The following is a 24975-nucleotide window of genomic DNA, read 5'->3' as shown; positions in this document are numbered from 1 at the left end:
TTCATGGCAAACATCCTGGTGGTCGACGACGAACTGGGCATTCGCGACCTGTTGTTCGAGATCCTCAACGACGAAGGGCACAACGTCGAGTTGGCGGAAAACGCCTCCGCCGCCCGAGCGGCCCGCCAGCGCGAGCGTCCCGATCTGGTGCTGCTCGACATCTGGATGCCCGACACCGACGGCGTCACGCTGCTCAAGGAATGGTCGGCGGCCGGCCTCCTGAACATGCCGGTCATCATGATGAGCGGGCATGCCACCATCGATACCGCCGTCGAGGCGACCCGCATCGGCGCCGTTGCCTTCCTCGAAAAGCCGATCACGCTGCAGAAGCTGCTCAAGGAGGTCGAGAAGGGGCTGACACGCGACGACGGCCGCCGCGCCGCGGCAGCGCCGCCACCGCCCGCCGCGGTCGCGCCGGTCAGCGCCCTGCCGGCGAACGTGCCTCCCATCCTGGCGGTGCTGCACCCCGCGGCGCCCGACCCCGGCCCCCAGGCCCGCCAGACCTTCGACCTCGACCGTCCCCTGCGTGAAGTGCGGGACGCTTTCGAGAAGGCCTACTTCGAGTTCCACCTCGCGATGGAGGGGGGCTCGATGACCCGCGTTGCCGAAAAAACAGGGTTGGAGCGCACCCATCTCTACAGAAAACTCAAGCAACTTGGCGTGGACTTGTCGAAAGGGAAAAAAGCTGCGCTATAATCTGAGGCTCGCCTGATGTTGAACAGACAGAAGGCCAGCCTTAAGGCCCGGTAGCTCAGTTGGTAGAGCAGCGGATTGAAAATCCGCGTGTCGGTGGTTCGATTCCGCCCCAGGCCACCAAATTTTCTCTGTGAAATCAGACACTTAGCCCGACTCAACCGAGTCGGGCTTTTTTGTTTTCTCAGCCATGTAGGCGTCATGTAGGCAGTTCGAAGCCAGTCCTTCACGAGGGCGATCGGACGGGGTGGCGTGTAGGGAGCAACTGAAGCCCTACTTCGGCCCGGGCATCTCCAGATGGGCTGCTAAGCCTGCTAGATGTAGCAGATGTAGCAGGAGGGCGATGCCATGACTGCACGGCGGTTGAACACGGCGCTGATCGATGCTCGGACTACATCCGCGAATCCGCGTCCCGTTTGGGCTGATGGTGGGTGGGTGGACGTGTATCAGCCGCTTGACCACGAGGCAGTCCGCATCTAGCACCAAGTGAGTCGCGCAACCTCTGAGCATTAGAGTCGAGGTCACGTTCAGATCGGCCATCGTGGACTCCGTGCATCTTGCTTAGAGAGTGCGCGGAGACTGTGCCGCGCCGGCCGAAGTGGTCGAGGAGCTTTCATTCCGCCCAGCGGGCTCCAGGAGCACGGGCTCGGGCTGCGAATGTCGCCGAGGTTCAGGCACCGTGAATGGACCAAATACAACCACTCTGCGTCGCGGCGTTTCTGTCCAGACGCACTGCCTCAACCACCGTCGACGTCAAGGGGCTATAAGAAAGCCACGAGCACCAGCGCTGGGAGAGTGTGCGCTGTCAGACGCCGTCGGCCAGCCCCAGTCATTTAGTCGCTGTACTTCTTCCGCGCGTGTTTCACGTCTCTGCGCGGCGCACAGGCCAGTAGTGACTGCCTCCCAGCGTTCTCAGGTGCCATACACGCGCTCTCGTGCGTACTCAGTCGGCGCCTGAGGTCGTTACAGCGACGGCTTGCACTCCAAGCCGACCCTGCTCGGGCGTAGGTCCGCGCAGGACGCCCGAAGCAAGTGGAGGTCAGTGAGACGTTCTGTACTCGGCACCGGTCCTGTGTGAGCAAGGCGATTCCTGACTGAAATTGCCATCTGTTCTCTTTGCTTGAACCAGCGCCAAAAATGAGCTGCTCCTTTTGGCGCCTCCAAGTTTGGCAGGACGTTCGCTGGATGGTCCAGACACAGGCGCTTTATAAAGGTCGGAGTGTGACGCTTGAATGATTAAAAAATCTGAGTAAGCAATAACTATGTGGAACTAACTCGGAGCAAGACGGAAAAACGTCGTAGCGAAAGAAAACCGCGTTCTCTGACCTCGTCAGCCGCGTCGAATCACGCGCTAGACCATTGGAGTGCCTGGGCGTGAACCCCGTTGGGCCTTAAATTGGCGGAGCGAACTTGAGGGAACGCTAACTATATCGAAAAAACACCTATCTGTTGATGGTTGTAAGCCACCATCTTGCCGGCAACGCCGTTGCAACATGTGAAGGTCTTGGCTTCATCAATCAACATAACTTGCTAGAGATCGAAGGAATTTGCATGAGAAGCAACGATAAGCCCTGGGGACTCGCTGATGCCGCGGCCCAGCACATTTCGAGATGTGGAGGCGAGGCGAGAAGGATATGGCAACAGTCGAATGTCGAAAGGTACGAAGACATGAACCCAGCCCAGCCATTGGCTCTTGATCGTAGGTCTGTCAGAGGAGCGCTTATGACGATCACTCGCGCGGCGGTCGACCTAATCCATAAGGACTGTTCGATGCTCACGCTCACGCTTGCGGACATGACCAGAGCGAGAGTTACCTGGACGGAAGAGGCTAGAAATCTTCGCGCAGCCATGCTTATTGACCTTTGCGATGTCCTAGAAGAGTTTCCCACCCACAAGTTTTCTCCCTTTGTGCATTGTTTCATGGAGTGGCGGTTCGGTTCGGTTGGCGGGCTCTATCAAGGGTCGGCGCAAGAAAGACCCGTCGATCACCAGATTGCATTACTCAGATTGTTAAACCAAGAAGTCGCTCAACTGCGCAGCGCGCTACGCGATCCTGAGCTTCGTCACGAGCAGCGCATGTTTCAGCGCAACGCCGTTGAAAAGTTTCGAGATTTGCTTAGGAGGGTTGAGGACCTGCGCAGCGTCCATCCTCAAGTACTCGGACTACGCTTCGATCTTCATCTTGACCAACGCGTCCATCAACGCCAAGGGGCGGGCGAAGACGAAAAGCAAGCACAGCTTCAAGAATTCGTGGCGTTGCGCGCCAAGTTTCACGACGCTATGGAGTACATCCTCGGTGAACGGTTCGTGGGGTACTCTTGGTCGCTGGAGTATGGGCGCCTTAGAGGCTTCCACGTCCACTACTGGGTGCACGTGCTTCCACTTAAAAGGCCCGACGATCTAGTCATCCTTAACCTCTTAGAGGCTAAATGGATCACGGCCGCTGGCTTGTACGCTTGGGTTCACAACTGCAACGCAGACCCGACCAAATACTGGAATCGCATAGTAGGACGCACGGATCTTCGAGATGCTAGAACAATCCGCGGTATAAGGCGCTGGGCCGCGTATCAGGTGCTAACGGACGCATTCGCGAAACCGCAGCTTCCGCTCAACGTCAGAACGTTTGGCATGGGAAAATTCCCAAGATTTTTACCCTGCGCTGCCGGGTCTCTGCCGCCAATCCAGATCTCAGTCGCTGAAGCAGAGTCCGAAGGTTTCCTCGATTTCGTCTAAGAACTTGGAATTAGGGTATGTGTCTGATGTAGGCCACGACGGACCGGGATTGACCAGCAGGCCATCGTGTCACAGGTGGATACGTGCGCTCTACGCGCAATTGCTTCACAGCGCAGCCTATGGCCGCAACGTGTGGGCGACACGGATCCGCGAACCGTGCCGCTTTGCAGCCGACGCCTGGGCCCAACGGGCTCGGGCAAGAGCTGGCTGGCGTGCGCGCTGGCGCAGCAGGCCTGCCGGCGGGGGCACTCGGCGCTGTACCTGCGCGTGCCGCGCCTGGCCGAGGAACTGCGCATCCTGCACGGCAAGGGTGGCTTCGCGGCGTGGCTGGCGAATTTGGCGCGCACCGAGGTGCTGGTGCTCGACGACTGGGCCCTGGCCCCGCTGGAGCCGGCGAGCCGGGCCGACCTGCTGGAGGTCATTGACGACCGTGCCGGTACTGCGGCTCGCGCCACGATCCTGACCACGCAACTGCCGGCGGAGCACTGGCATGCCTGGCTGGGCGACCCGACCATGGCCGACGCCATCCTGGATCGATTGCTGGCCAAGGAGCACCGCCTCAGCCTCAAGGGCGACTCGCTGCGCCGTGCGGCGGGCAGCGCTCAGCCCCACGACAAAGGAGGTCCCGAACAGACCCAGTAGGCCCCAAAACTACACTGACTACGCGCAAACCGCCTCTACAACCGCGCGTCGGTCACGATCCCGAAATCAGCGGTCACGATCGCCGAAATACCCAGCACCGCGCCGGACAACATGCTGTTCGCGTCAGGGGGCGTTACCTCTGGCCGAGACCCAGGGCTCGGCGCGCGGCGCGCGTAGCACCCGGCCGCCCACCGCGGCGACGCTCGGTCCACCCTTCACAGGTGGCCACTCATGAACTAAGCTATGACCCGCACAGACTGCTTGCATTCCGTGCAAGTCGTTGTCACATATGCGGTTTCTCGTCGAACAGACCGCCACGGCCCGCACCGATATCTAGAGATAATTGCTTAGTCTCAATAAATTGCTGCACATGGTTCTTTGAATTCAGGTGCGACATGAAAAAAGAAACTCTCAACGTGCTTGACTGGCTTGCGGCCCACGCGCCGCAGCTCGTGCAGCTGCTCACCGCGGTGATCCCCGTGCTGGCGCTGCTGGTCGTCGGCTACGCGCTGCATGTGATCCTCAAGCTGCACGCCTCGGGGAAGAAGAAGTGATCCGCGCGATGCCCTGGCATCGCGCACCGTCCGAGCCGGTGCGCGATGCGCTACCGCTACTGCTCTGGGCGCCCGATGGCGAACTGGCGGCGGCGACCTCGGCTGCGGCCCTGATGCTTTACGTCGCGCTGCTGTTCCAGGCCCGGACCGAGACCCAGGAGGACGGCACCACGGCCGTGATTGCGCATGCGACCTATGACGAGCTGGAAGTGGCCACCGGCCGCCCCCGCGCCATGGTCGCGGACGGGCTGAAGCGCCTGCAGCGGACCGGCCTCGTCACGCCACAAGGTTCGGCCCAGCGGCGCAGCTACGTGCTGACCGGACCGCACGAAAAGTGGTTCAAGCTGCCCTGCCGGGCCATCGTGAAGGACGGCGTCATCCAGCCGTTCACCACCTTCAGCCTGCGCTCGAAACACGAGCTGCATGCCCTCAAGCTCTACCTGTACCTGGCTGCCGTGCGCTCGAACGCCGTCGCTTACACGATGGCCGCCTACGAGACGATCCACGCGCGTACCGGCATCCCGGAGCGCGACATCCGCCGTGCCATCAGCCTGCTCATCAGCAGCGGCCTGCTCATCAACATCGATCGCGAATTCAGCCGGACGCTGAAGGTGAACGAGGCGAACAAGTACTACCTCACCGGGAACGGCGACCTGTTCCCGCGCGAGACGGTGCCGGCCGCCGCCGCATAGCCAAACCGCCGCCATAGGGGGTGACCCCAAGGCCGGATGCACCGCTGTGGTGTAATGTGGTGCATCTCCGCACACACTCGCAGCGCCCCATGGCAGTCACCGCGAAACAGCACGCTCCGGCGAAGGAAGGCACTCGCGCGTCGGTGACCTTCCCCGCAGACCTTTACGCCGAGCTGGAAAGGATCGCCGAAGACAAAAAGGTGTCCGTCGCCTGGGTCGTCCGGGACGCCGTCGAGAAGTACGTCGAGGCGCAGTACCCGCTTTTCCGCCGCCAGTAACGGCGCCGACCCTTCCAAAAATCCCAACAAGACCATGACCACCAAGCAATCACGGGAAGGTGCGCGCCTGTGAGCACGCGCGCCATCCGCCAGAAGATTGCCCGCCTGCAGGCGGGCGGCAAGCCCCGTGTGCTCGATCTTTTCGCCGGTTGCGGCGGGATCTCTCTCGGGTTCTCGGCAGCCGGGTTCTCGATCGCCGGCGCGGTCGAATTCGACCCGGAAGCCGCGGCGTCCCACGGCCGCAACTTCCACGGTGGCGACGCAGCGCATTCGCAGGCCCGCGACATCACGAAGACCAGCCCGGATCAGCTCGTGAAGGACCTGCAGGCCGGTCCGACAGCTGACGCCTTCGACGTGCTCGTCGGCGGCCCGCCCTGCCAGGCTTTCGCCCGCGTCGGCCGCCCCAAGCTGCGCGAGGTGGACAACCACGCCGAAGCGTTCAAGCACGACCCGCGCGCCCAACTCTACATCGATTATCTGCGTTACGTCGAAGCCTTCGCGCCGCTTGCCGTCGTGGTCGAAAACGTCCCCGACGTGTTGAACCACGGCGGCCAGAACATCGCCGAAGAGATCGCCGAAGTCCTAGAGAGCAAGGGCTACATCTGCCGCTACACGCTGCTGAACGCTGCCTTCTACGGCGTGCCCCAGATGCGCGAGCGGATGATCCTGATCGCCTACCGGCGCGAAATCGCCGATGTGGTGACGTTTCCCGAGCCGACACACTTCATCGACCTGCCGCCAGGCTATGAAGGCACCCGCTCGGTGGCACTGAAGTTCCTCGACAGCGGGATCGCGGACGACGCGCACCACTACATCCACGCGCCAAAGGCCACGCGCTCGCTGCCGCAGGCCATCACTGCGGAAGATGCACTCGGCGATCTGCCATCCATCGACGCGCGCAAGCTGCTCAAAAGCGGTAAGCTGCGCCGCGGCGCCCGCCGCTTCGACGTGCCCATGCCCTATGGCAGGGAACCCCACACGCCCTATGCCAAGCTGATGCGGACTTGGCCGGGCTTCGAGGCCCCGCCGGTCCTGACCGACCACGTCATCCGATATCTGCCGCGCGATTACCCGCTCTTCGCCCGCATGAACCCGGGCGACCAGTATCCCCAGGCCTATGAACACGCCATGGCGATGTTCGAGCAGCACCTTGCCGACCTCGCGAAGCAGGGGGTGAAGGTCAAACCCGGCTCGCAGAAATACGAGGACATCAAGGCCTCGATCGTGCCGCCCTACGACGTGGGCAAGTTCCCGAACAAGTGGCGCAAGATGTGGCGCGACCAGCCGGCACGCACGCTCATGGCGCACCTCGGCAAGGACAGCTACAGCCACATCCACTACGACAGCAGGCAGGCCCGCACGATCTCCGTGCGCGAGGCCGCGCGGCTGCACTCGTTCCCCGACGGCTTCCTGTTCTGCGGCACGATGAATCCGGCGTTCCGGCAGATCGGCAACGCCGTCCCGCCGCTGCTCGCGAAGGCTGTCGCGACGCAGATCATGAAGACGCTCAAACAACAAACAGAAGAAAGGGAGGCTGCCAATGAACCCCGTCGAGCGGCAGCAGCGGTTTCTTGAGGCCGCGCAGAAGCATTTCGGGACCTCGAAGGCAGTCCGCCCGCGCGAGCTGTTCGGCGTCTCCAACAGCGCCAAGATCGTCGAGGGCGGCATCCAGCTCGGCGTCGTCAATCTCGACAACGTCAAGGACGACACCGAAGCCCTGATCTTTGGCTGCGTCATGCGCTTCCCGCCCGAGGACGAGGTTTACTTCGCGGTCCTGGTGCGCAAGGACAAGGCCAGCTTCCTGGCCCGCCTCGCCGAAATGAAGAAGCTCGGCGCCGCCGCGAAGGCCGCGGGCGCCGAACCGGCCGATCTGCTGTCCGAGGGCGCTGACGAGGAAGCCCCTGAGGCTCCGGGCGCGACCATCAAGTACAGCGCCCGCAACAACCTGGTCCCGATCTACCTCGCCCGCGACGGGCGGCTCTGGCTGCGCAACGCCAAGTTCTGGGACAGCCTCGCCTTCGACATGTCGCCCTTCGGTCCGGCGACGGAACCGGATGAAATCGTCGTCGCACTGTACCCACCGACCGCATCGGCCCGGCGCAGCCTGCTGGCGCGCGAGTTCATCGGCTGGCTGGGCAGCTTGGTCGGATCACAGAAAATTCACGAGCTGCCGGTCTGGACCGATACGGCGACGCTGAGCCCGGCCATGCGCCGCATGCCGGCGAGCATCCCGGTGGCCGACATCGAAGCCGCCGTCAAGGCACTGGGCGGCCACTATCCGAACGGCGAAGTAAAGCGCTTTCATGCAGCGCTGAATTTCCTGCCGCACAAGCACTTCGTCATCCTGTCCGGCCTCTCCGGTACTGGCAAGACGCAGCTGGCCTTGAAGTACGCCAGGGCAGTGCATGGCCTGACCTCGAACACGGACGACGATCCGCTGATCTTCGAGTGCCCGGTGCGGCCGGAGTGGACCGACCCGACCGGGCTGACCGGCTATTTCGACGTGCTGACGAACCGCTATGTCGTGCCGACCTTCCTCGAAGCGGTGCTGGTCGCGACCGCGCACCGCGAGTCCCCGGTCTTCGTCATCCTCGACGAAATGAACCTGGCGCGCGTCGAGTACTACCTGTCCGACGTGCTGTCCTGCATGGAGACCCAGGGCCGGCTGCAGCTGCACTCGAACAGCGTGCCGCTTGAAGGCACGACCGGCGCCAGCATCCGGGCCGAGCTGCCACTGCCGGCGAACCTGTTCATCATCGGCACCATCAACGTCGATGAGACGACGAACCCGGTCAGCGACAAGGTCCTCGACCGCGCGTCGGTGATCGATATGTCCGCGGTTGATGTGCCGGGCTTCCTCGCTTCGCTCGAAACCCGCTATCCCGAGCTGAAGGATGCGCGTACCGCGTCCGAAGCGAAGCTGACCGAAATCCACGGCCTCATGCAGCAATACGGGCTCGGCTTCGGCTACCGGCTGATCGAGGAATTCGTGCGCTATCACGCCTTCGACGCCGCGCACCTGGAGAGCGCTGCGGCCGATGTCACGGACCAGCTGCTCGTGCAGAAGGTGCTGGTCAAGCTGCGCGGTGCCGAACGGCAACGCACGTTGCTGACCGGCCTCGACAAGGCCTGTGAAGGCCTGCCGCGCGCGCAGGCCTTCGTCCGCCGGCTGCTGACCGATCTCGACGACTTCGGCTCCTTCCAGGCGATGCGGTGAACCGTGGCGGCGCTCTACATCCAGGCGGAAGGCGGCGGACCGGCATGGCAGGTCTGGCCTGTGCCGGATGCGGTGCCGCCCGGCGCGGTGCGGGAAGGGGCGTCCTATCTCTTTGAGCTGCGCGACAGCGACGATGCGCTTGCGGCCGACCTGCTGATCGACGATGCGCCCGTCGAGGCGCTGCGCTCGCGCGAACCGCGCAAGGCCCGCTGGCGCTGGCAGCCTGGGTTTCATGCCGGCATGGTCGGGGCCGTGCTGCGCGTGCCAGGCATCGGGACGCGCCGCTTCGAGGTCACGACCGATCCAGACCTGCGCAAGCTCACGCGCGACGACTTCGACGCGATGGTGCGCGAAGTCCTTGAAGACACGTTCGCGCTGTTCTCGCTGAGCGCGTTCCGCAAGGGCATTGCCCGTCAGCCGGGCAACCGGCAGCCGCCGCTGGCCCGCCTCGAGTTCCTGCGCTCGCGCGCCGAAGCGATCGTCGCGACGGTCGAGGCGATTGCGCGTGCCCCGCGCCACTATCTGCGCGCCGAGGACATTACAGTGCCGGCGCACCGCGCCACACGCGCAACAGGCCCCGAGATCATCAAGTCCTTCCGGTCCGGCGTAATCAGGACCGAAACGGTACGGCCTTCGCGTCTGCCGGCCGCGCTGAAGGGTCGCCTGCCGGCGCACATCACGCTACGGCAGCGACGCAACAGCGTGGACATCCCCGAGCACCGGCAGATCAAGGCCTGCCTGCATTCCTGGGCGGCCTGGCTCTCCGGTATCGCCGAGCTGCTGGTAAAGGCAGGAACCACCGACGATCCCGAGACGGTTACCACGGCGGGCAGCTGGGCCGTGCGGACGCGGCGGATCGCGCGGCGCTTGAACGATGTCGCGGCGGCCGGCTTCATGGCCGAGGTCGGCGAGGGGCCGGCGCTGCTGCGCATGTCTTCGCTGTTCCGCAACGATCCGGTCTATCAGCGCTTCTATCGGCTCTGGCAGGACATGAATCTCGGCCTCGCGGCCCTGTTCGGCGACTTCCTGCAGATGCCGCTGGCCCGGACCTATGAGCTGTACGAGCTGTGGTGCTTCCTGCGCCTGCTGCGCGCCGCCGTCGAGGAATACGGCACGTCGGGCGTGGACCTGAGCAACCTGTTCCTCAGCGAGGCCGGCGGCGGCGTGACGATCGCGGCCGGCGCGATCACCGTCCCGATTGGTGGTGACCGCGTGCTGTGTTTCCAGCGGCAGTACCGCGAATACTGGGTCGAGGACAGCCGCGAGGGCAGCTTCAGCCGGACGATGGTGCCCGATGTTGTGCTGGCGGGCAGGGACTTGGGCGGCCCGGAACGGCGGGTGATCGTGCTCGACGCGAAGTACCGCATCAATGACGGCCTCAACGATGCGCTGAACTCGATCCACACCTACCGCGACGCGCTCGTGCAGGAGGTTGGCAGCGGCCGGACCGAGGGCATCGTGACAGCCGCCTATCTGCTTACCCCGCATGTGCCGGCAGGCCCGCAGACGGACTTCAAGGCCACGCCCGTACCGGGCCGGCTTTTCCATCCGGAGTACCGCGAGAAATTCCGCTTCGGCGCGGTGACGCTGCGGCCCGGCATGTCGGGCGAAGAGCTGCGGGGCTGTCTGCGCACCATCGTGGCAGACGCGGGAGCGGGAGCGTGAATGGCCGACGTGCTGACACCCGAACAGCGCCAGCTCAACATGAGCCGCATCAAGGGCAAGGACACGAAGCCCGAGATGCTGATCCGCCGCGGATTGCACGCGCGGGGCCTGCGCTACCGCCTGCATGACCGGTCACTCCCCGGCCGGCCCGATCTCGTCTTTCCGAAGCACCATACAGCCGTATTCATTCACGGCTGCTTCTGGCACGCGCATGGCTGCGCGCTGTCGAAGCTGCCCGCGACGCGGCAGGACTTCTGGCAGACCAAGCTGGCAGCAAACGCTACGCGCGATCAAAGGGCGGTCGATGCGCTGCTGGCCGAAGGCTGGCGCGTGCTGGTCATTTGGGAATGCGCGCTGCGCGGCAGTGGCCGCCTTCCTGAAGACGGCGTCCTTGACAGCGCCACTCACTTTGTCCGGAATGGTGCCGGCCCGATGCTCGATATCGCCGGGGAGAACATTGACCAAGGGAGAGCCCGGAAGTGACAACAGGCAGCCCCAGCGTACCCACGATCTACAAGCTGACCATCGAGCGTTTCCGCGGCATCAAGCACCTGTCGTGGCACCCGGCGCGCGGCGTCAACCTCATCCTCGGCGGTGGCGATGTCGGCAAGACGACGATCCTCGATGCGATCAGCCTTCTCCTGAGCCCGACGAACAGTGCGTCGGTCCTGGACAGCGACTACAACCTGCGCGACGAAGCGGCGGAATTCAGCATCGAGGCCGTGATGGCCTTGCCCGCGGGCGTTGGCATCAATCAGCTGACGAAGCCGTCGTGGCCGTGGAACTGGAACGGCGAGAACGCAACCGTTCCGGCTCACGACGAAGGCAGCGAGCCTGCCGGCGAAGAGGTGTACGTGTTGCGCGTTCGTGGCACCTCCGACCTCGAACTCAGCTACGAGATCGTTCAGCCGAGCGGGATGACGGAATCGTTGCCAGTTTCATTTCGTCGCGCGATCGGACTGGTGCGCCTGAGTGGCGACGATCGCAATGATCGGGACTTGCGGCTCGTGCAGGGTTCGGCACTGGACAGGCTGTTGACCGACAAGGGGCTCCGCGCTCGCATAGCGAACAAGCTCGCCGAGAACGACGACATGCTTTCGCAGCTATCCGACGATGCACGCAAGGCTCTCGGCAAGTTGAACAAGGTGTTCCGCGACCACAAGCTACCGAATGATCTCGATATCGCCCTTACGGGTGGGCAGGGACCGTCGATCGCCTCCCTCGTCGGATTGACGGCAATGCGCGAGACGGTACAGCTGCCCCTATCAAGCTGGGGCGCTGGGACCAGGCGGTTGTCGGCGCTGGCCATCGCCGAGCAGATTCAGGGCGGTAATCCGATCACCATCGTCGATGAAGTCGAGCGTGGCCTGGAGCCGTACCGACAGCGCATCCTGATGGCGAGGCTGCAGGATGCCTCGTCGCAGGCGTTCATCACGACACATAGCCCAGCAGCGATCTCCGCCGCCGGCAAAGCGTCTCTCTGGTACATGGACCAGACGGGCGGACTGGGACAACTCACAGGCACGAAGGTCACGAAACTCCGCGCCACCGACCCTGATGCGTTTCTTGCCCGGTTGACCATCGTCGCCGAGGGCATCACTGAAGTTGGATTCGTCCGGTGTCTGCTCACAAAAGCGCTGGCATCGGAACTCCAGCCTCTCGGGTTCCACGTCGCTGATGGCGGCGGTCATGACACGACGATCGAGCTGCTGGAATCCCTATCCAAAGGCGGCATGCAGTTTGGCGGATTCGCTGACGACGAGAACAGGCACCCGACGCGCTGGACGGAAGTGCAGAAGAAGCTTGGTCCACTGCTGTTTCGCTGGAAAACGGGCGACATCGAATCCAACATCGTCGATGCACTCACTGATGACAAGATCGAAGCCTTCATCACCGACCCCGACGATGAAAAGACCGGGCGCCGGCTACGTTCCCTGGCGATGCGTCTCAAGATCGATCCGAAGGACTTCGCCAGCATCAAGGCTAAGGCCGGGGTCGAACTGAAGCGGCTCGTCAGAGAAGCGGCTGGCGGCACCGTGCCGGAAGGCACGCCAGAGGCCGAGAAGAAGACGTATAGCAAGCAGTCGCAGGACTGGTTCAAGACGGAACGCGGCGGCCGCGAACTTGCCGAAAAGCTGTTCAGCCTTGGCGTCTGGCCCGCAGTCAAGACGCAGCTGCTGCCTTTTTGCAATGCTGCTCGCACCGCGGCGGGCCTGCCAATTCTGGAAGACCTGCCATCTTGAGCGACGCGAGTGTCAGCGCCGCCATCCGTTCCGACGCTCCGCTTGTCGTCGTGGAAGCGCCGGCGGGCTGTGGCAAGACCCATCAAGGCGCGGACTACGCCAATGCGCTGTCCGGAGCCCGCGACGCGCAGCGCATGCTCATCCTGACGCACACGCATGCCGCATGTTCAGTCTTCGCCAGCCGCACCAAAGGGGCCGGCTCCCGTGTAGAAATCGCGACGATCGACAGCCTGATTGCCAGCATTGCCGGTGCGTATCACGCGGGCCTCGGCTTGCCGGCGGACACAGCAGCATGGGTTCGTCAACGCAAGGATGGCTACGGCGAGCTTGCGCTGCGCGCGGCCGCGCTGCTCAAGCGCCATCCCATGGTCGCGACTGCTGCAGCGCGTCGCTACCCCGTCGTGCTGTGTGACGAACACCAGGATTCAAGCGGCGATCAGCATGCCGTCGTGATGGCACTAGCCGGGCAGGGGTCGCGTGTGCGGATATTCGCCGACCCGATGCAGCGCATCTTTACCGACAAGCCGGTAAAAGGGGCCTTGCCGCGCTACGACTGGAATGCGCTGACCGGTGCAGCACAAGCTTTCGAGCGGCTGGACTTTCCCCATCGCTGGGGTCGCGGTGGCTGCCCTGATCTTGGGGCGTGGACCCTTAAGGCACGCGAGACGCTGCAGAACAACGGTCGCATCGATCTGAGGTCCGGGCTGCCGGACAGTGTTCAGGTAGTGATCGCCGAAAACCAGTCGCAGGTCCGCATGGGCATCCAGCTGGCGTCGATGCAGCGGAAGCCGATCGACGACTTTGAAAAGACCCAGTCATCGTTGCTTGTCCTCACGCGATACAACGACACCGCACGGGCAATCCGGGCCATGTTCATGCGCCGCCTGCCGATCTGGGAGGGACACACCAGGGACGGACTTGACCGTCTCGTTGCCGCAATCCAGGCCGACATGGGCAACGCGGCCGCCATTGCCGCGGCCGTTGTCGATTTTATGGACGATGTCGGTAAGGGCTTCAGTCCATCAGCCTTCGGCGATCGACTGATCCGCGAAGCCACAGAGGGCTGCACGAAATCCACATCCGGCAAACCGGCCCTGATCCAGGAGCTTGCCCGTTCGCTGACGGCCGAACCCGATCATCATGGCGTGTCGAAGATGCTGCGGCGCCTGCGTGAGATGAAGGAACAGCAGGCAGCCTTCGGCGCTATCGAGATCGATCACGGCAAAGAATTTTGGGAGGCTGTGCGGCTTGGTGACTACGAGAGCCCTGACATCGGGCTCGCCGAGATCACGCACCGTCGCACCTACGCCCGGCCAAGCCCGCCCGCTCGCGCGATCAGCACGATTCACAAGGCCAAGGGCCTCGAATGCGAAAGCGTCATTCTTCTCCCTGTCAACGCTGACACGTTTCCGGACAAGGAAGATGCGCGCTGCCTGCTGTACGTCGCGCTAAGCCGCGCCACGCATCGGCTGCAGCTGGTAGTGTCACGAACGAATCCAAGCCCTCTGTTCGTAGTCTAGGTATCGCCTGCAGGACGCTGCCCCAGCACTTGGCGCGCCGCCTCTATCCGCTGCTTGGTGACATCGATTAGGTACATGTAGAGCTGCAGTTCCGCCGCGAAGTAGTTAAGCTTTGCTTGTTGCCAGAGCGTCAGGTACTGCCCGTACACGAACGTGAACTGTTGAAGCTGCTGCTCGGCAGCGGGCAATTCCCGACGCGCAACGCGCTCTCGTTCGGCAGATGGCAAAGGGAGCCTCCTAAACTCCGCGGCGTCGTAGCGCCAAGGATTGCGCAGTACATCTTCCTTCCATAAATCGAGGTAGCCTGACGCCTTCACGATCTCGCACACCGCTGCATCGTGTTGTGGGTTCTGGATGAGAAATTCCGGCAGTTGCTCAAAGGTCTGAATGTCGAGACCGCTGAGCTTGCGCACCTCGTCCAGGATGAAGTTGGTCGCTCGCGTCTGCCGCTCAATAGGGTTTTCGGACTGGGCGAACTTGATTTCGGCGGCGCGCGCCTGTCGAAGCGGCGCCGCAACCGCCAGCAGAAGCTGCGAGCTGGCAAAGTCGCTCGGGTAGCAGTAGTCCGCGTTAGGAACGAGGGGCACTCCGGCAAACGAATAGGCCTGCGCGACCAGCCGCGAACAGAACTGGCGGTTCGAGTCTTCCAGCTGATCCGCCACATCCCTAAATTTTCTTGACCTGACGGCCTCCGCCTTCGAATATTGCTTTCCGACCTGGGTCCGCGCGTACACACACGCGCGTTCCACGGCTGAAGCATCAGGAGTCCGCAGGCGCAGAACGGCTGCATCACCGAGGGCGGAGAACAACCGTCTCTGCGTGTTGCCGGAATGGACCCCGTCGCCGTCCGAGTGGATGTAGCTGTGGTCCGCCACGTAGAGCATGGCGTGAGAGAACGAGCCTCCGGTGGCCGCACGTATGCCCTTGCTAAGCAGCGTCTGGTCCGCTGTCAGGATGATGTCGCCGATGCGAAGACGATCGGTATCGAGAATGAACACCTGAACTTCCTCCACAGGTAGGCGCGACGCAGCGCACCTCTGCCAGCACCATACCGCAGCCGATGCGGGCCCGACAGGTCTTGATCCGGCCCCTTCACTTCTTGTTAACCAGTGCCTGATAAAGGACGTTATCAAGCACCGGTTAACGGCGAGGGGGCATGGCAGGGGCGCTGACGAAGATCACCGCGGACCTGCCCGTCCTGCCGGCGCTTTTCGCGCCGACGCCCGACGCGGCCAGGCGCTATCTCGAATTCTTCACGGCCAACATCCGCAACCCGAACACGCGCCGCGCCTATGCGCGCGCCGCCACGCAGTTCGCGGTCTGGTGTAGCGACGAAGCCGGCATCACCGAGCTGCGCGACATCGAGCCGGTCCATGTCGCGGCCTATGTCGAGACGCTACAGATCGAGCTGGCGCTGCCATCGGTCAAGCAGTCGTCGTCCTCAACATCGAAGTCCGCCTGCTGGGTGTCCTCAGATCACGATCCGCTCGACCACGTCGAGGCTGATGTCGTCGTTGCGCCGGTCATAGAGGCCGGTCGTGCGCGCGCTCTCATGGTTTGCCATCCATTGCGCATCTTCGAGCTTGCCGCCGTTGCGCAGCAGCTCGGTGATGCAGGTCGCGCGGAACGAATGGTTGCCGACGAGGGTCGCGATGCCGGCCGCGGCGGCGCGGCGCCGGATCATGCGGTAGGCGTCGGACTGACCCATCGGCCGCTCGGACAGTTGTCCCGTCGTGCCGCGCGCCGTGCGGAACAGGAAACCCTTCGAATCAGCACGCATGCCCGCTCCGTCGAGATAGGCCAGCAGGTAGCGCTCAAGCATCGCGTTGCAGGGCACAGCGTGCAGCTTGCCGCCCTTTTCGTGCAGGCGCACCCGGATACGGCCGCCCTGGACATAGGCGTCTACGTCAACCCGTCCCAACAAGCTCGCCTCGTAGGCCTGGCCTTCGCGGACGAAGCCGCGCTGCTCTCAGTCGACGCGACCGTCTGCATCGGCCAACATCACTCGGCCTTCTGGTGTTCCCTTTTCCAACAGTGTCCGCGTACTCCCTCTGCTTGCCGCGTAATGCATCGCAGTTGCTACATTGCCCATGTGCCGCCGCTCCGAGGGGCGGCTGGTTATGCTCCTTTGCACCGTCATCGAAAATCCCGACTGTCCGCAGATTCAGCCAGCCGCCCTAGCAGCGGTGACAGGTCGGCAAGCCGATGCGCAATGAGGTTTCGCACCTCGCCCTCGCGCTGCCATTCGCCGCGCACAGCGAGCAGCCTAGACCGCAGCATCACCTCACGCTGCTGCTCTCGCAGGCTCTTCCAGCAGATCACCTGCACCACGCCCGTCTCGTCCTCCAGTGAGACAAAGATCGTGCCATTGGCCGTGTCCGGCTGCTGGCGCAGTGTCACGATGCCGCAGTAGCGCACATGCCTTCCGCTGGGCAGGTTATACAGGTCAGCCGCGGTGCTGAGCCCCTTGGCTTTGAGCTTCTCCCTCAGCAATGCCAGCGGGTGGCGCCGCAGCGTCAAGCCAAGGGACCGGTAGTCCCAAACGATCTCTTCGCCCTCCGGTGCTTCGGGTAACTCCAGATAGTCCTCATCCACCGGTGCGTCCTGCAGCAGCATCGGCGCTCGTCGCAGCGCTGCCGCATCCCAGACCTGTTGGCGCCGGTGACCAGACAGGCTCATCAGCGCATCGGCTGCCGCGAGGATCTTCAGTTCGTGCTGTTCAAGGCCTGCCCGCCGTGCCAGGTCTTCTGCGCTGTCGAACGGCGCCTGCTCCCGCGCCTGCACGATCCGCTGCGCCGACTCACCCTTGAGCTTGTCGATCATGCGCAGGCCCAGCCGCACCGCCGGCGGATGCGGCAGACCTTCGAGCGAGCAGTCCACCTGGCTGTGCATCACGTCCACGGGCCGCACAACGACGTTATGCCGCTTCGCGTCCTGCACCAGCTGCGAAGGCGAATAGAAACCCAACGGCTGGCTGTTAAGCATGGCCGCCAGGAACTCCGCCGGATGATGGCACTTGATCCAGCAGCTGGCGTAGACCAGCAGCGCGAAGCTGGCTGCGTGACTCTCCGGAAAACCGTATTCACTGAAGCCCTTGATCTGCTCGAAGATGCTCTTGGCGAAGGCCTCGTCGTAGCCACGGTCCGTCATGCCGTTGACGATCTTGTCGTAGTACTGCTGCAGCCCGCCCTTGCGCTTCCACGCGGCCATGGAGCGCCGTAGCCCGTCCGCCTCGCCCGGCGTGAAGCCCGCGGCGAGGATGGAGATCTGCATCACCTGCTCCTGGAACACCGGAACGCCCAGCGTACGGCCCAGCGCTTCCTTCAACGCTTCGCTGGGGTAGGTCACCGGCTCCTTGCCCTGGCGCCGGTTCAGGTAGGGATGGACCATGCCGCCCTGGATGGGCCCAGGCCGCACGATGGCGACTTCGATCACCAGGTCGTAGAAGCAGCGGGGCTTCAGGCGCGGCAGCATGCCCTGCTGGGCCCGGCTCTCGATCTGGAACACACCCACCGTGTCGGCCTTGCAGATCATGTCGTAGGTCGTGCGGTCCTCCGCCGGGATGTCCTGCATCTCGAAGCGGTAGCCCCTGCGCTCGCCGATGAACTCCAGCGACTTTCGGATTGCGGTGAGCATGCCCAGGGCCAGGCAGTCCACCTTGAGCAGGCCCACGGCATCCAGATCGTCCTTGTCCCACTCGATCACCGTGCGGTCCACCATCGAGGCGTTCTCGATGGGCACCATGCGGGCGAGCGGGCCTCGCGTGAGCACGAAGCCGCCCACGTGCTGCGACAGGTGGCGCGGGAACCCCATCAGCTGTTGCGTGATCGCCACCAGCTGGCGCACCTGCAGGTCGTCGGGATCGAGGCCAACCTCGGCCCAGGCCTCCGGCCGCACTTCGCGCCCGTCCCACCACTGGTGGCCCTTGGCCAGGGCATCCACTGTCTCCAGGTCGAAGCCGAGGGCCTTGCCCACGTCCCGGATCGCCGAGCGCGGCCGGTAGCTGATCACCGTCGCCACGAGGGCGGCGCGGTCGCGCCCGTACTTCTGGTACAGGTACTGCATGACCTCTTCACGGCGCTCGTGCTCGAAGTCGATGTCAATGTCTGGCGGTTCGTTACGCTCCCGGCTGATGAAGCGCTCGAAGAGCACCGACATGCGCGCCGGATCCACTTCGGTGACCCCCAGGCAGTAGCAGACGACCGAGTTGGCCGCAGAGCCCCGTCCTTGGCAGAGGATGTGTCGGGAGCGAGCGAAGCGTACGATGTCGTAGACGGTCAGGAAGTAGTGGTCGTAGTGCAGCTCGGAGATGAGCGACAGTTCGTGCTCGATCTGCTGCTGCACCTTGGCTGAGACGCCCTCCGGCCACCGGCGGCCTGCACCTTCGTAGGTGATGCGCCTCAGATAGGAGGCCGGGGTCTCGCCCGTTGGCACGACCTCGTCGGGGTATTGATAGCGCAGCTCGTCCAGCGAGAAGTCGCAGAGTTCAACTACGCGCAGGGTCTCGCGCAGCAGCGACGCGGGGTAGAGCTGGGCCAGGCGCAGCCGGGTGCGCAGGTGGCGCTCGGCGTTCGGCTGAAGGGCCAGGCCGCATTCCGTGAGTGGCTTGCCGATGCGGGTGGCGGTCAGGACGTCCTGCAGCGGCTTGCGGGAGCGCAAGTGCATGTGGACGTCGCCAGCGGCCACCACGGGCACACCGAAGGCGTTCGCGGCCTGGCGCAACTGGTGCAGCCACATCTCGTCGCCGAGAACCCGTTCACGCAGCGCGACCAGCCAGCATCGATCCTCGAAGCTCGCCTGCAACCAGTCGGTGAGGGCGTTCAGGTGGTCAGAAGTGGTGCCGCGCGGTGGGGCCAGCAGCACCAGGCAGTCTTCGAAGCGCTGCTTGGCCAGGTGGCCGAAGGTCAGCCGGTAGGTCCCCTTGTCCGCGCTGCGCCGCAAGCTGGTGATGAACTCGCACAGGTTGCCGTAGCCCTGCAGGTTGCGCGCCAGGACGATGAAGGTGAACGGGGCGTTGTGCTCGACCTTGAACTGTGCGCCGATCAGCAGCTTGAGTCCCACCTCCTTAGCCGCCACATGCGCCCGCACGATGCCGGCCATCGAGCACTCGTCTGTGAGGGCCAGAGCTGAGTAGCCCAGCTCGTGGGCACGCTCGACCAGTTCTTCAGGATGGCTGGCGCCGTGGAGGAAAGAGAAATTGGAGAGACACCAAAGCTCGGCGTAGTGGGAAAGCGCCATGGGACTGCCTCACGCAAAGACGCCCTGCAGGAACCAGGCGCCGCGCTCGTCGTCCAGGCGGGTGTGGAACACCCACAGCACGCCGGCGTGCTCGCTCAGCGCCACCCAGTAGTCGCGCAGCACGTTGGCCGTGGACTGCTGGCCCTGGTCGTCGGAAAGCCGGTGCCACCAACCGCCTTCGACGCGGTGGGGGCCCGACAGCATGATGAGTGGCCCTTGGTAGATCGGCCGGTCGCCGCGCACCGCCAGCTTCAGCGGCTGGGGCAGCATGAACGTGGGCTGCGGCAGCGAGACGTCGTGCACGGCCTTTCGAGGCAGCGGCTGGTCGGCTGGCTGCCAATGCACCATCCACTCCATGCGGTGGTCTGCCGCGGTCACCGGGCGCAGCACGCGCTCGGGCCCCAGGCGGGCGGCCACCCGCTCCAGCACCAGCGCGAGGGACTCGCCGCTCTGCGCCGGATCGGGGAGCAGGGCGCCGCTGCGCTCTTCCAAGGGTTGCACCTCGTCGGCGATCAGTTCCAGATCGCCCACTGGCGCCTTGAGCTCGACCTTGGCCAGGTGCTCGGCCAGCAGGCGCGACAGGTGCTCGACGTTGCGCGTGACTTCGGCCGTGCGCACGGTGAGTTCGCCGCCGTCGCCGGCCGTCTTGCTGCGCATCACGTCGTGGCACCACTTCAACGTGATGGCGGTGGTCCCGCTGCGCCGGGCGGCGAGCCAGCCGCACAGCTGCAGCAGCAGGCGCCGCGCCCCGAAGAGCATGGCCGGGGCCAGCTCCACGCGCGACATCAGTTCCAGACGCTGGGCGAAGCGGTCGGCGGGCTGCACCCAGGCGTGCGTCTCTGGCCGCAGGCCGTAGGCCTGGTCCATGGCGGTCAGCAGGCCGGCATCGAAGCGCCGGCTCAGGCCGCCACGTGGCAGGGCCCGCACATGGCCCAGATTGCGGCAGCCCAGCCGGGACAGCGTGGCCTCATGCACCCGGGCGGCGCTCAGCGCATCGAAGGGCAGGGCGTCCAGCACCTCCGCCAGCGGCTTGCTGAACCCGTTCGTCTGCCCGGCCCGGGCCAGCGCCAGGGCGGCCAGGCTCGTCGGTGCCCAGCTGGGCACGCGCAGATCGAGTTCCGCCGCCTCGTTGCGCACGCGCTCCACCAGCAGGCGCTTGCCGCCGAAGAGGCGCGTACTCGCGGACAGCTCCATGGCCAGCGCGGAGGCCTCCAGGACCGTGACGCGCGGTGTGTACTGCATCGCCCACTGCGCGGCGCCATGCAGCAGCTCAGTGGAGGGCGTGTTCTCGAGTGCGGGGAGCAGGGCTGCCCACAGCATGCGAGGCCTCCTTGGCTTGGGTCAGGCGGCTCGGCGTCAGCAGCCGAGGCGTGAGGATGGAAGACAGGCCGCCCGGAATGGAAGGCAGGCGAAGCGGTGCGTCCAGGGCGGGGCCACGGCGCTTGAAGATGTCGACCTCCAGTTCCCAGTCCAGCCGGAAGGTCGTGTGCAGGCGAAGCGGCGCGGCCGAGGAGTCATGTCGGGCCGCTTCGGGTCGGCACAGGAAGACGGGGGCCTTACAGGCGAGTGCGCAGACCTGCAGGCGCCTGATCTGCTCCTGGCGCGCCTGCGGCAGCCAGGCCACGATGGCGCCGGCGGCGTCGGACTTGATCATCTGCTCGGTGACCCACAAGCGCTCGGCCGGCGTCTCGGCCTTCACCCATATCACCTGGGCGGCGCCGATGCCGGCATGCAGCAGGCCCGGCAGGTGCGGCGGCTTGGGCGGGCCAACCAGCACCACCTGGCCCCCAGCAGCGGCGACTTGGCCAAGCACGCCACCGAGCAGGCGCCATTCGCAGACGGCAGGCTGCGGCGTCAGCACCTCGGTGAGCGAGCGGCGTGGCCATCCGCCGCCCGGCAGCTGCGCATCGAGCGCGGCCCAGCCGGACGGTACGGTTTCAGCAACCTGGCTGCCCAGCTCGCTGCCGCGCCAGACGCCCTGAGGAATCTCGCCGGGCACCACGACGGCCCGCGTCCGAGCCGGCGCCTCAGGAGGCAGCTCGGGCTCGGACCAGTGGGGGAGGGCGGCGGTCATGTGAATCGAGAAGCTGTATGGGCGTACAGTATCCGATCCAGCGCCCTTGTGGGGGCGCGCCGACCGTTAAATTTCTTGTCAGCGACCTCTAGAAAGGCCTGCTGCGCGGAGCTACACCCGTGCGTCGGCGCCCCCAAGAAAAAGGCCTGCGCAGGGCAGGCCAAAGGGGTTGTAAGGGAGGGGGAATGCGCAGTCGGTTGGGACAACTGCCTTCCATGGGCAACCCGTCCGGGATGGTGGCGCGGCCTCGGCGTCCAAGCCTTACGTCGTGAGATTTCTTCAGAAAGTCGTGCCGACGTCCCGCGGCCTATCATCGATTCCATGTGCGCGAACTATCTGCCCGTGACAAACGCCGATGAGCTCCTGGCGTTCTTCGGTGTGCAGAGAGACGCGCAGGTCGAGACGCCTCCCGAGCTCTACCCTACCGGGCTGGGGCCGTTCATTCGGCTGGTGAACGGCCAGCGGGAGTTTGAGGCTGGACGCTTCGGTCTGCTGCCGCCCTGGCGCCGCGAGGTGGCGTACGGCCGCAGCACCTACAACGCGCGCAGCGAGACGGTGAGCACCAAGGCGAGCTTCAAGGAAAGCTGGGCACGCGGTCTGCGCTGCGTGATCCCGGCCAAGGCGGTCTTCGAGCCCAAGTACGCTGAGGACCTGACCAGCGAGCGCTGGCGCATTGAGAAGGAGGACGGCACGCCGTTCGGCATCGCTGGCCTGTACAGCCAGTGGCTGGAACACGGTGTCGAGAAGTTCAGCTACACGATGCTGACGGTGAATTGCGATGCACATCCCTTCTACAGCCAGTTCCACGAGCCGGGGACGGAGAAGCGGATGCCGGTTTTCCTCGATCCGGAAGAGTACGACGCCTGGATGGCATGTCCCTTGGCGGATGCGCCCCGGTTTTTCAGGCAGTGGCAGGGAGCGATTACAGGATTCCCTCAAGCCAGAGAAAAACGTCCGGGTCCGCCGAACCGCGTCGTGAAGCCTGAGGCGCCACCAGCGCCACCAGCGCCGTCAGCACCGCACGCGCCGGCGCAAGGCGGCCTGTTTTGATAGATTCTCCGGCGACTGCTATCGGCCAAGAGCGGTCAGACGCACTCGGAGTCCTGAACGCCGGCTTCAGGCTGGTTGCAGCTGCACGCGAAAGAGAATCGAACAGGTACTATCGGCCAGAAGCCGTTGACAGGGAGAGGTCGGTTAAGGCCCAGCATGCCGGACCGACGGCGCATTGAGGCGGTCGCAGCGTTTACTCCCAATCCGCGGTCCAAGCGCGCGAGTCGAGCGACGGGCGACGACGCGCCTCTGCCGACATCATTTCAATTCGAATCCGATTACTTCCTGAGCGTCGGGGTCAGCAAGGTAGTCATCAACGACCAAGAAGCTTTTGCCGAATTCGTTCAATGACAAGATCAACACGTAGGTTTCGGTCTCACCATTCTCTAAAACCGGGACAAGACCCTTGGGCGCGTTGTACCAATCGTCGAAACTTTGGCTGTAGAACGATTCCCCTGTTTCCCGGTAGTGGTACAGGTAGCACTCTGCCTCGTACTTTTCCCGCGCTCCCTTCTCATGTTCATCGCTGTCCACGGTGAAATCCGCCCAGGGAAAGAAATGTTGGAGCATGCCTTCGATCCCAACGCCGGGGGCGTAAAGAGTCGGCCAAGCCTCTCTCTCGTCCTCGGTATAGATGGTGACCTGATAGCGCGGGAGTGACTTGTTCACCCATTTATCGAAGGTCACACGAACCTCCAAACCTTCTTCGATTAAGTCCATCCAACGACGGTCAATGCGCAACCTGTTTAAACGGCGAACGTACGGTTCTGGCTGGGTGAGCGACTCCAGCTCATGCAGCGACTGCTCTGGGTTGGCAAGCATGTCAATCTTCGGGACTTCAATCTTCCATTTCTTGCCGGTGTTCGTAACTGTGTCGCGGTTCACCTCACAGCAGTGCGCCGTTTTAGTAGTCGGGTTGTAAAGGACAAGGACCACGGGCATTGAGTGTTCAACCCAATAGACAACATGCTTGTCATCGGTCCTGAAAACGAAAGACTCGTTGGTCTCCTCAGTGAAAAAGCTTGCGCCACTTTTGATTTGCAAGGCAATAAGCTTTCCGGTCGGACGCTCATTTTTTACGATTTCAATGTGCGCGTCGATCCCATAATCGTGCGTGGTCTGTTCTCGGAACAGCCAACCATGCTGCGAGAAGAAGTGGTCTAGCGCCGAAACGCCAAGACGCTCGGTTTGTGGTGCGGCCATGCAGTGCTCTCAGCTGCTCGGTGGAGTGGTGGCGGCTGCGCGTTGTGGCGCGGCCTTGAAAGTCTGCCAAGTGAGGGCTGCACAACTATAGCGGCGCGCTTCGGTTCGCCGTTACAAGTGACCCTCGCATGCGAAGGTCGGCTTACGGCCGGAATGTGCCGGTATCGCGACCGGCTGCTCCTGGCCGTCAGTCGCCATAGTTGGTGCTCGGCTCTTCGGTCCCATCAAACTTCCAAAATCGTCAGATGCCGACCTCTTGCCCTGCACGGTGATGGCCCTCTGCCGCAGGATGACCGTTGGGAGGGATGTCTCGCCAGAACCCATCTTCCTTGCCATCGACGTACTGCCCTTCAGAAGCGACCGTGCCGTCTTCGTGATACTCCACGAAAACGCCATGGCGAATCCATCGAGTCCTGTCAGGAGCCAACACCCGCGCATACCGGAACTTGATAGCTCCTGACTCGTGGGGAATCTCGGCGATGTTTAGGTCAGCTTTCAGGGTCATACATAGGCGCAAGAGGGTAAGTCGGCAGGCTGATCTGAATGTCCGGTTCTGGCGGACAACTTCCGGTTTGGCGCATCAGGCGTCACGTTCTACGAGTTTCTACAAGCTCTCGTATGTGTAGCCTCGCCGATCAACAATTAGCCTATTTGCGCGATCGAGCAAGGCCTCCGGCGGCGGCGCACCTTTCGCCAAGGCGAGCAACGTGCTCGCGACATCAGTTGCTCCGACCGCGTCAAAGGCCTCGGCGAAGGTGCGCATGCCAGGGACGCCGTATCGGTGAATTAGCCCGTCGATACCGTTGTTGTCACAGTAGACCTCCGCCTCGGAAATCGCGAACACCACCCTCTGAACCCCGGTCAGAGATTCCAAGCCATACCGTTCGCCACGCTCGATTGCATCTTGGATAACAGAATCTGGATTCATGGCGCTAGAGTCGGGAGCCTGGATGTCCGATAGCGGTCAGATTGTGCCTGCGACGCGAGCGGCCGTTGCTGGCCGACTGTAGCCGGCCATCGTGCTGGCGCAAAGGGCCCATACCGGCGTGAGCGTCCAGTCGGCCCACCTTGATTCCGGTGAAAACCAAAGGATGCTCTTCTCCACCTAATTCTTGGTGGAGAAATGGACACTTCCGTAGCCCTCAGTGAAGGCCGGCGTCGCCGGCGAATTCA

At 63.8% G+C, this 24975-nt stretch carries 20 protein-coding genes, 1 tRNA gene and 1 pseudogene; 14 read left to right on the top strand and 8 right to left on the bottom strand.

From position 1 onward, the window contains the following. The first annotated feature begins 3 nt into the window (after positions 1-3). The 13 genes and pseudogenes from QZ772_RS00245 (at position 4) to QZ772_RS00185 (ending at position 14237) form a co-directional block, all read left to right on the top strand. Positions 4-696: a response regulator gene (locus tag QZ772_RS00245; RefSeq protein ID WP_295521774.1), complete on the top strand. Its 693-nt coding sequence runs from the start codon at positions 4-6 to the stop codon at positions 694-696. 44 nt (positions 697-740) lie between these two features. Next, a tRNA-Phe gene (locus QZ772_RS00240) sits at positions 741-816 on the top strand. Between the two features lie 1647 nt (positions 817-2463). Next, on the top strand, positions 2464-3426 hold the full coding sequence (locus QZ772_RS00235; RefSeq protein ID WP_295521772.1) for a hypothetical protein: 963 nt from the start codon (positions 2464-2466) through the stop codon (positions 3424-3426). Between the two features lie 180 nt (positions 3427-3606). Beyond that, a pseudogene (locus QZ772_RS00230) lies at positions 3607-4068 on the top strand (ATP-binding protein); the annotation flags it as partial. A gap of 416 nt (positions 4069-4484) precedes the next feature. Next, positions 4485-4622, top strand: a complete 138-nt coding sequence (locus QZ772_RS00225) for a hypothetical protein (RefSeq protein ID WP_295521770.1) — start codon at positions 4485-4487, stop codon at positions 4620-4622. After that, the gene (locus QZ772_RS00220; protein WP_295521767.1) at positions 4619-5314 is read left to right on the top strand and encodes a hypothetical protein; all 696 of its coding nucleotides are present in this window, start codon (positions 4619-4621) and stop codon (positions 5312-5314) included. The genes QZ772_RS00225 and QZ772_RS00220 overlap by 4 nt, the downstream gene beginning before the upstream one ends. An 89-nt stretch (positions 5315-5403) precedes the next feature. Continuing rightward, complete coding sequence (locus QZ772_RS00215; RefSeq protein ID WP_295521764.1) at positions 5404-5592, top strand: CopG family transcriptional regulator; 189 nt, start codon at positions 5404-5406, stop codon at positions 5590-5592. A 69-nt stretch (positions 5593-5661) separates the two neighbouring features. Beyond that, the gene (locus QZ772_RS00210) at positions 5662-7167 is read left to right on the top strand and encodes a DNA cytosine methyltransferase (RefSeq protein ID WP_295521761.1); all 1506 of its coding nucleotides are present in this window, start codon (positions 5662-5664) and stop codon (positions 7165-7167) included. Beyond that, positions 7133-8809, top strand: a complete 1677-nt coding sequence (locus QZ772_RS00205; RefSeq protein ID WP_295521758.1) for a hypothetical protein — start codon at positions 7133-7135, stop codon at positions 8807-8809. Before QZ772_RS00210 ends, QZ772_RS00205 begins: the two co-directional genes overlap by 35 nt. Positions 8810-8812: 3 nt before the next feature. Then, positions 8813-10474: a DUF2357 domain-containing protein gene (locus tag QZ772_RS00200; RefSeq protein ID WP_295521755.1), complete on the top strand. Its 1662-nt coding sequence runs from the start codon at positions 8813-8815 to the stop codon at positions 10472-10474. Then, positions 10475-10957 carry a very short patch repair endonuclease gene (locus QZ772_RS00195; RefSeq protein ID WP_295521752.1) on the top strand — a complete coding sequence of 161 codons (483 nt, stop codon included), beginning with the start codon at positions 10475-10477 and terminating at the stop codon, positions 10955-10957. Next, positions 10954-12717 (top strand): AAA family ATPase, encoded by a 1764-nt coding sequence (locus QZ772_RS00190; protein ID WP_295521749.1) that lies wholly within the window; start codon positions 10954-10956, stop codon positions 12715-12717. Before QZ772_RS00195 ends, QZ772_RS00190 begins: the two co-directional genes overlap by 4 nt. Next, positions 12714-14237 carry a UvrD-helicase domain-containing protein gene (locus QZ772_RS00185; RefSeq protein ID WP_295521747.1) on the top strand — a complete coding sequence of 508 codons (1524 nt, stop codon included), beginning with the start codon at positions 12714-12716 and terminating at the stop codon, positions 14235-14237. Before QZ772_RS00190 ends, QZ772_RS00185 begins: the two co-directional genes overlap by 4 nt. Here the strand turns inward: QZ772_RS00185 and QZ772_RS00180 are convergent. The 5 genes from QZ772_RS00180 to imuA all read right to left on the bottom strand — a co-directional run bounded on the left by QZ772_RS00180 (position 14234) and on the right by imuA (position 21549). After that, positions 14234-15235, bottom strand: a complete 1002-nt coding sequence (locus QZ772_RS00180; protein WP_295521744.1) for a YiiX/YebB-like N1pC/P60 family cysteine hydrolase — start codon at positions 15233-15235, stop codon at positions 14234-14236. The genes QZ772_RS00185 and QZ772_RS00180 overlap by 4 nt on opposite strands. 473 nt (positions 15236-15708) lie before the next feature. Continuing rightward, a complete protein-coding gene (locus QZ772_RS00175) occupies positions 15709-16161 on the bottom strand; it encodes a tyrosine-type recombinase/integrase (RefSeq protein ID WP_295521742.1) in 453 nt (150 codons plus the stop codon). A 212-nt stretch (positions 16162-16373) separates the two neighbouring features. After that, positions 16374-19475 carry an error-prone DNA polymerase gene (locus QZ772_RS00170; RefSeq protein ID WP_295521739.1) on the bottom strand — a complete coding sequence of 1034 codons (3102 nt, stop codon included), beginning with the start codon at positions 19473-19475 and terminating at the stop codon, positions 16374-16376. 9 nt (positions 19476-19484) lie between these two features. Continuing rightward, positions 19485-20795: a DNA polymerase Y family protein gene (locus tag QZ772_RS00165; protein ID WP_295521736.1), complete on the bottom strand. Its 1311-nt coding sequence runs from the start codon at positions 20793-20795 to the stop codon at positions 19485-19487. Beyond that, entirely contained in the window at positions 20746-21549 is an 804-nt protein-coding gene (gene imuA, locus QZ772_RS00160; protein ID WP_295521733.1) for a translesion DNA synthesis-associated protein ImuA, read from the bottom strand. Before imuA ends, QZ772_RS00165 begins: the two co-directional genes overlap by 50 nt. A gap of 321 nt (positions 21550-21870) precedes the next feature. Here imuA and QZ772_RS00155 point away from each other — a divergent pair, with 321 nt between their 5' ends. After that, positions 21871-22599: an SOS response-associated peptidase family protein gene (locus QZ772_RS00155; RefSeq protein ID WP_295521730.1), complete on the top strand. Its 729-nt coding sequence runs from the start codon at positions 21871-21873 to the stop codon at positions 22597-22599. Between the two features lie 258 nt (positions 22600-22857). Here the strand turns inward: QZ772_RS00155 and QZ772_RS00150 are convergent, their stop codons facing one another. The 3 genes from QZ772_RS00150 to QZ772_RS00140 form a co-directional block, all read right to left on the bottom strand. Further along, positions 22858-23802, bottom strand: a complete 945-nt coding sequence (locus QZ772_RS00150; RefSeq protein ID WP_295521727.1) for a DUF4365 domain-containing protein — start codon at positions 23800-23802, stop codon at positions 22858-22860. 241 nt (positions 23803-24043) lie between these two features. Then, positions 24044-24307, bottom strand: a complete 264-nt coding sequence (locus QZ772_RS00145; protein WP_295521724.1) for a hypothetical protein — start codon at positions 24305-24307, stop codon at positions 24044-24046. 99 nt (positions 24308-24406) lie between these two features. Next, positions 24407-24730 carry a hypothetical protein gene (locus QZ772_RS00140; protein WP_295521721.1) on the bottom strand — a complete coding sequence of 108 codons (324 nt, stop codon included), beginning with the start codon at positions 24728-24730 and terminating at the stop codon, positions 24407-24409. Positions 24731-24975: the final 245 nt, after the last annotated feature.

It is taken from the genome of uncultured Pseudacidovorax sp. (genome assembly GCF_913773995.1).
GTDB lineage: Bacteria > Pseudomonadota > Gammaproteobacteria > Burkholderiales > Burkholderiaceae_C > Xenophilus.
The sequence above is the reverse complement of the archived record's forward strand: the minus strand, read 5'-3'. Positions and strand labels throughout refer to the sequence as shown.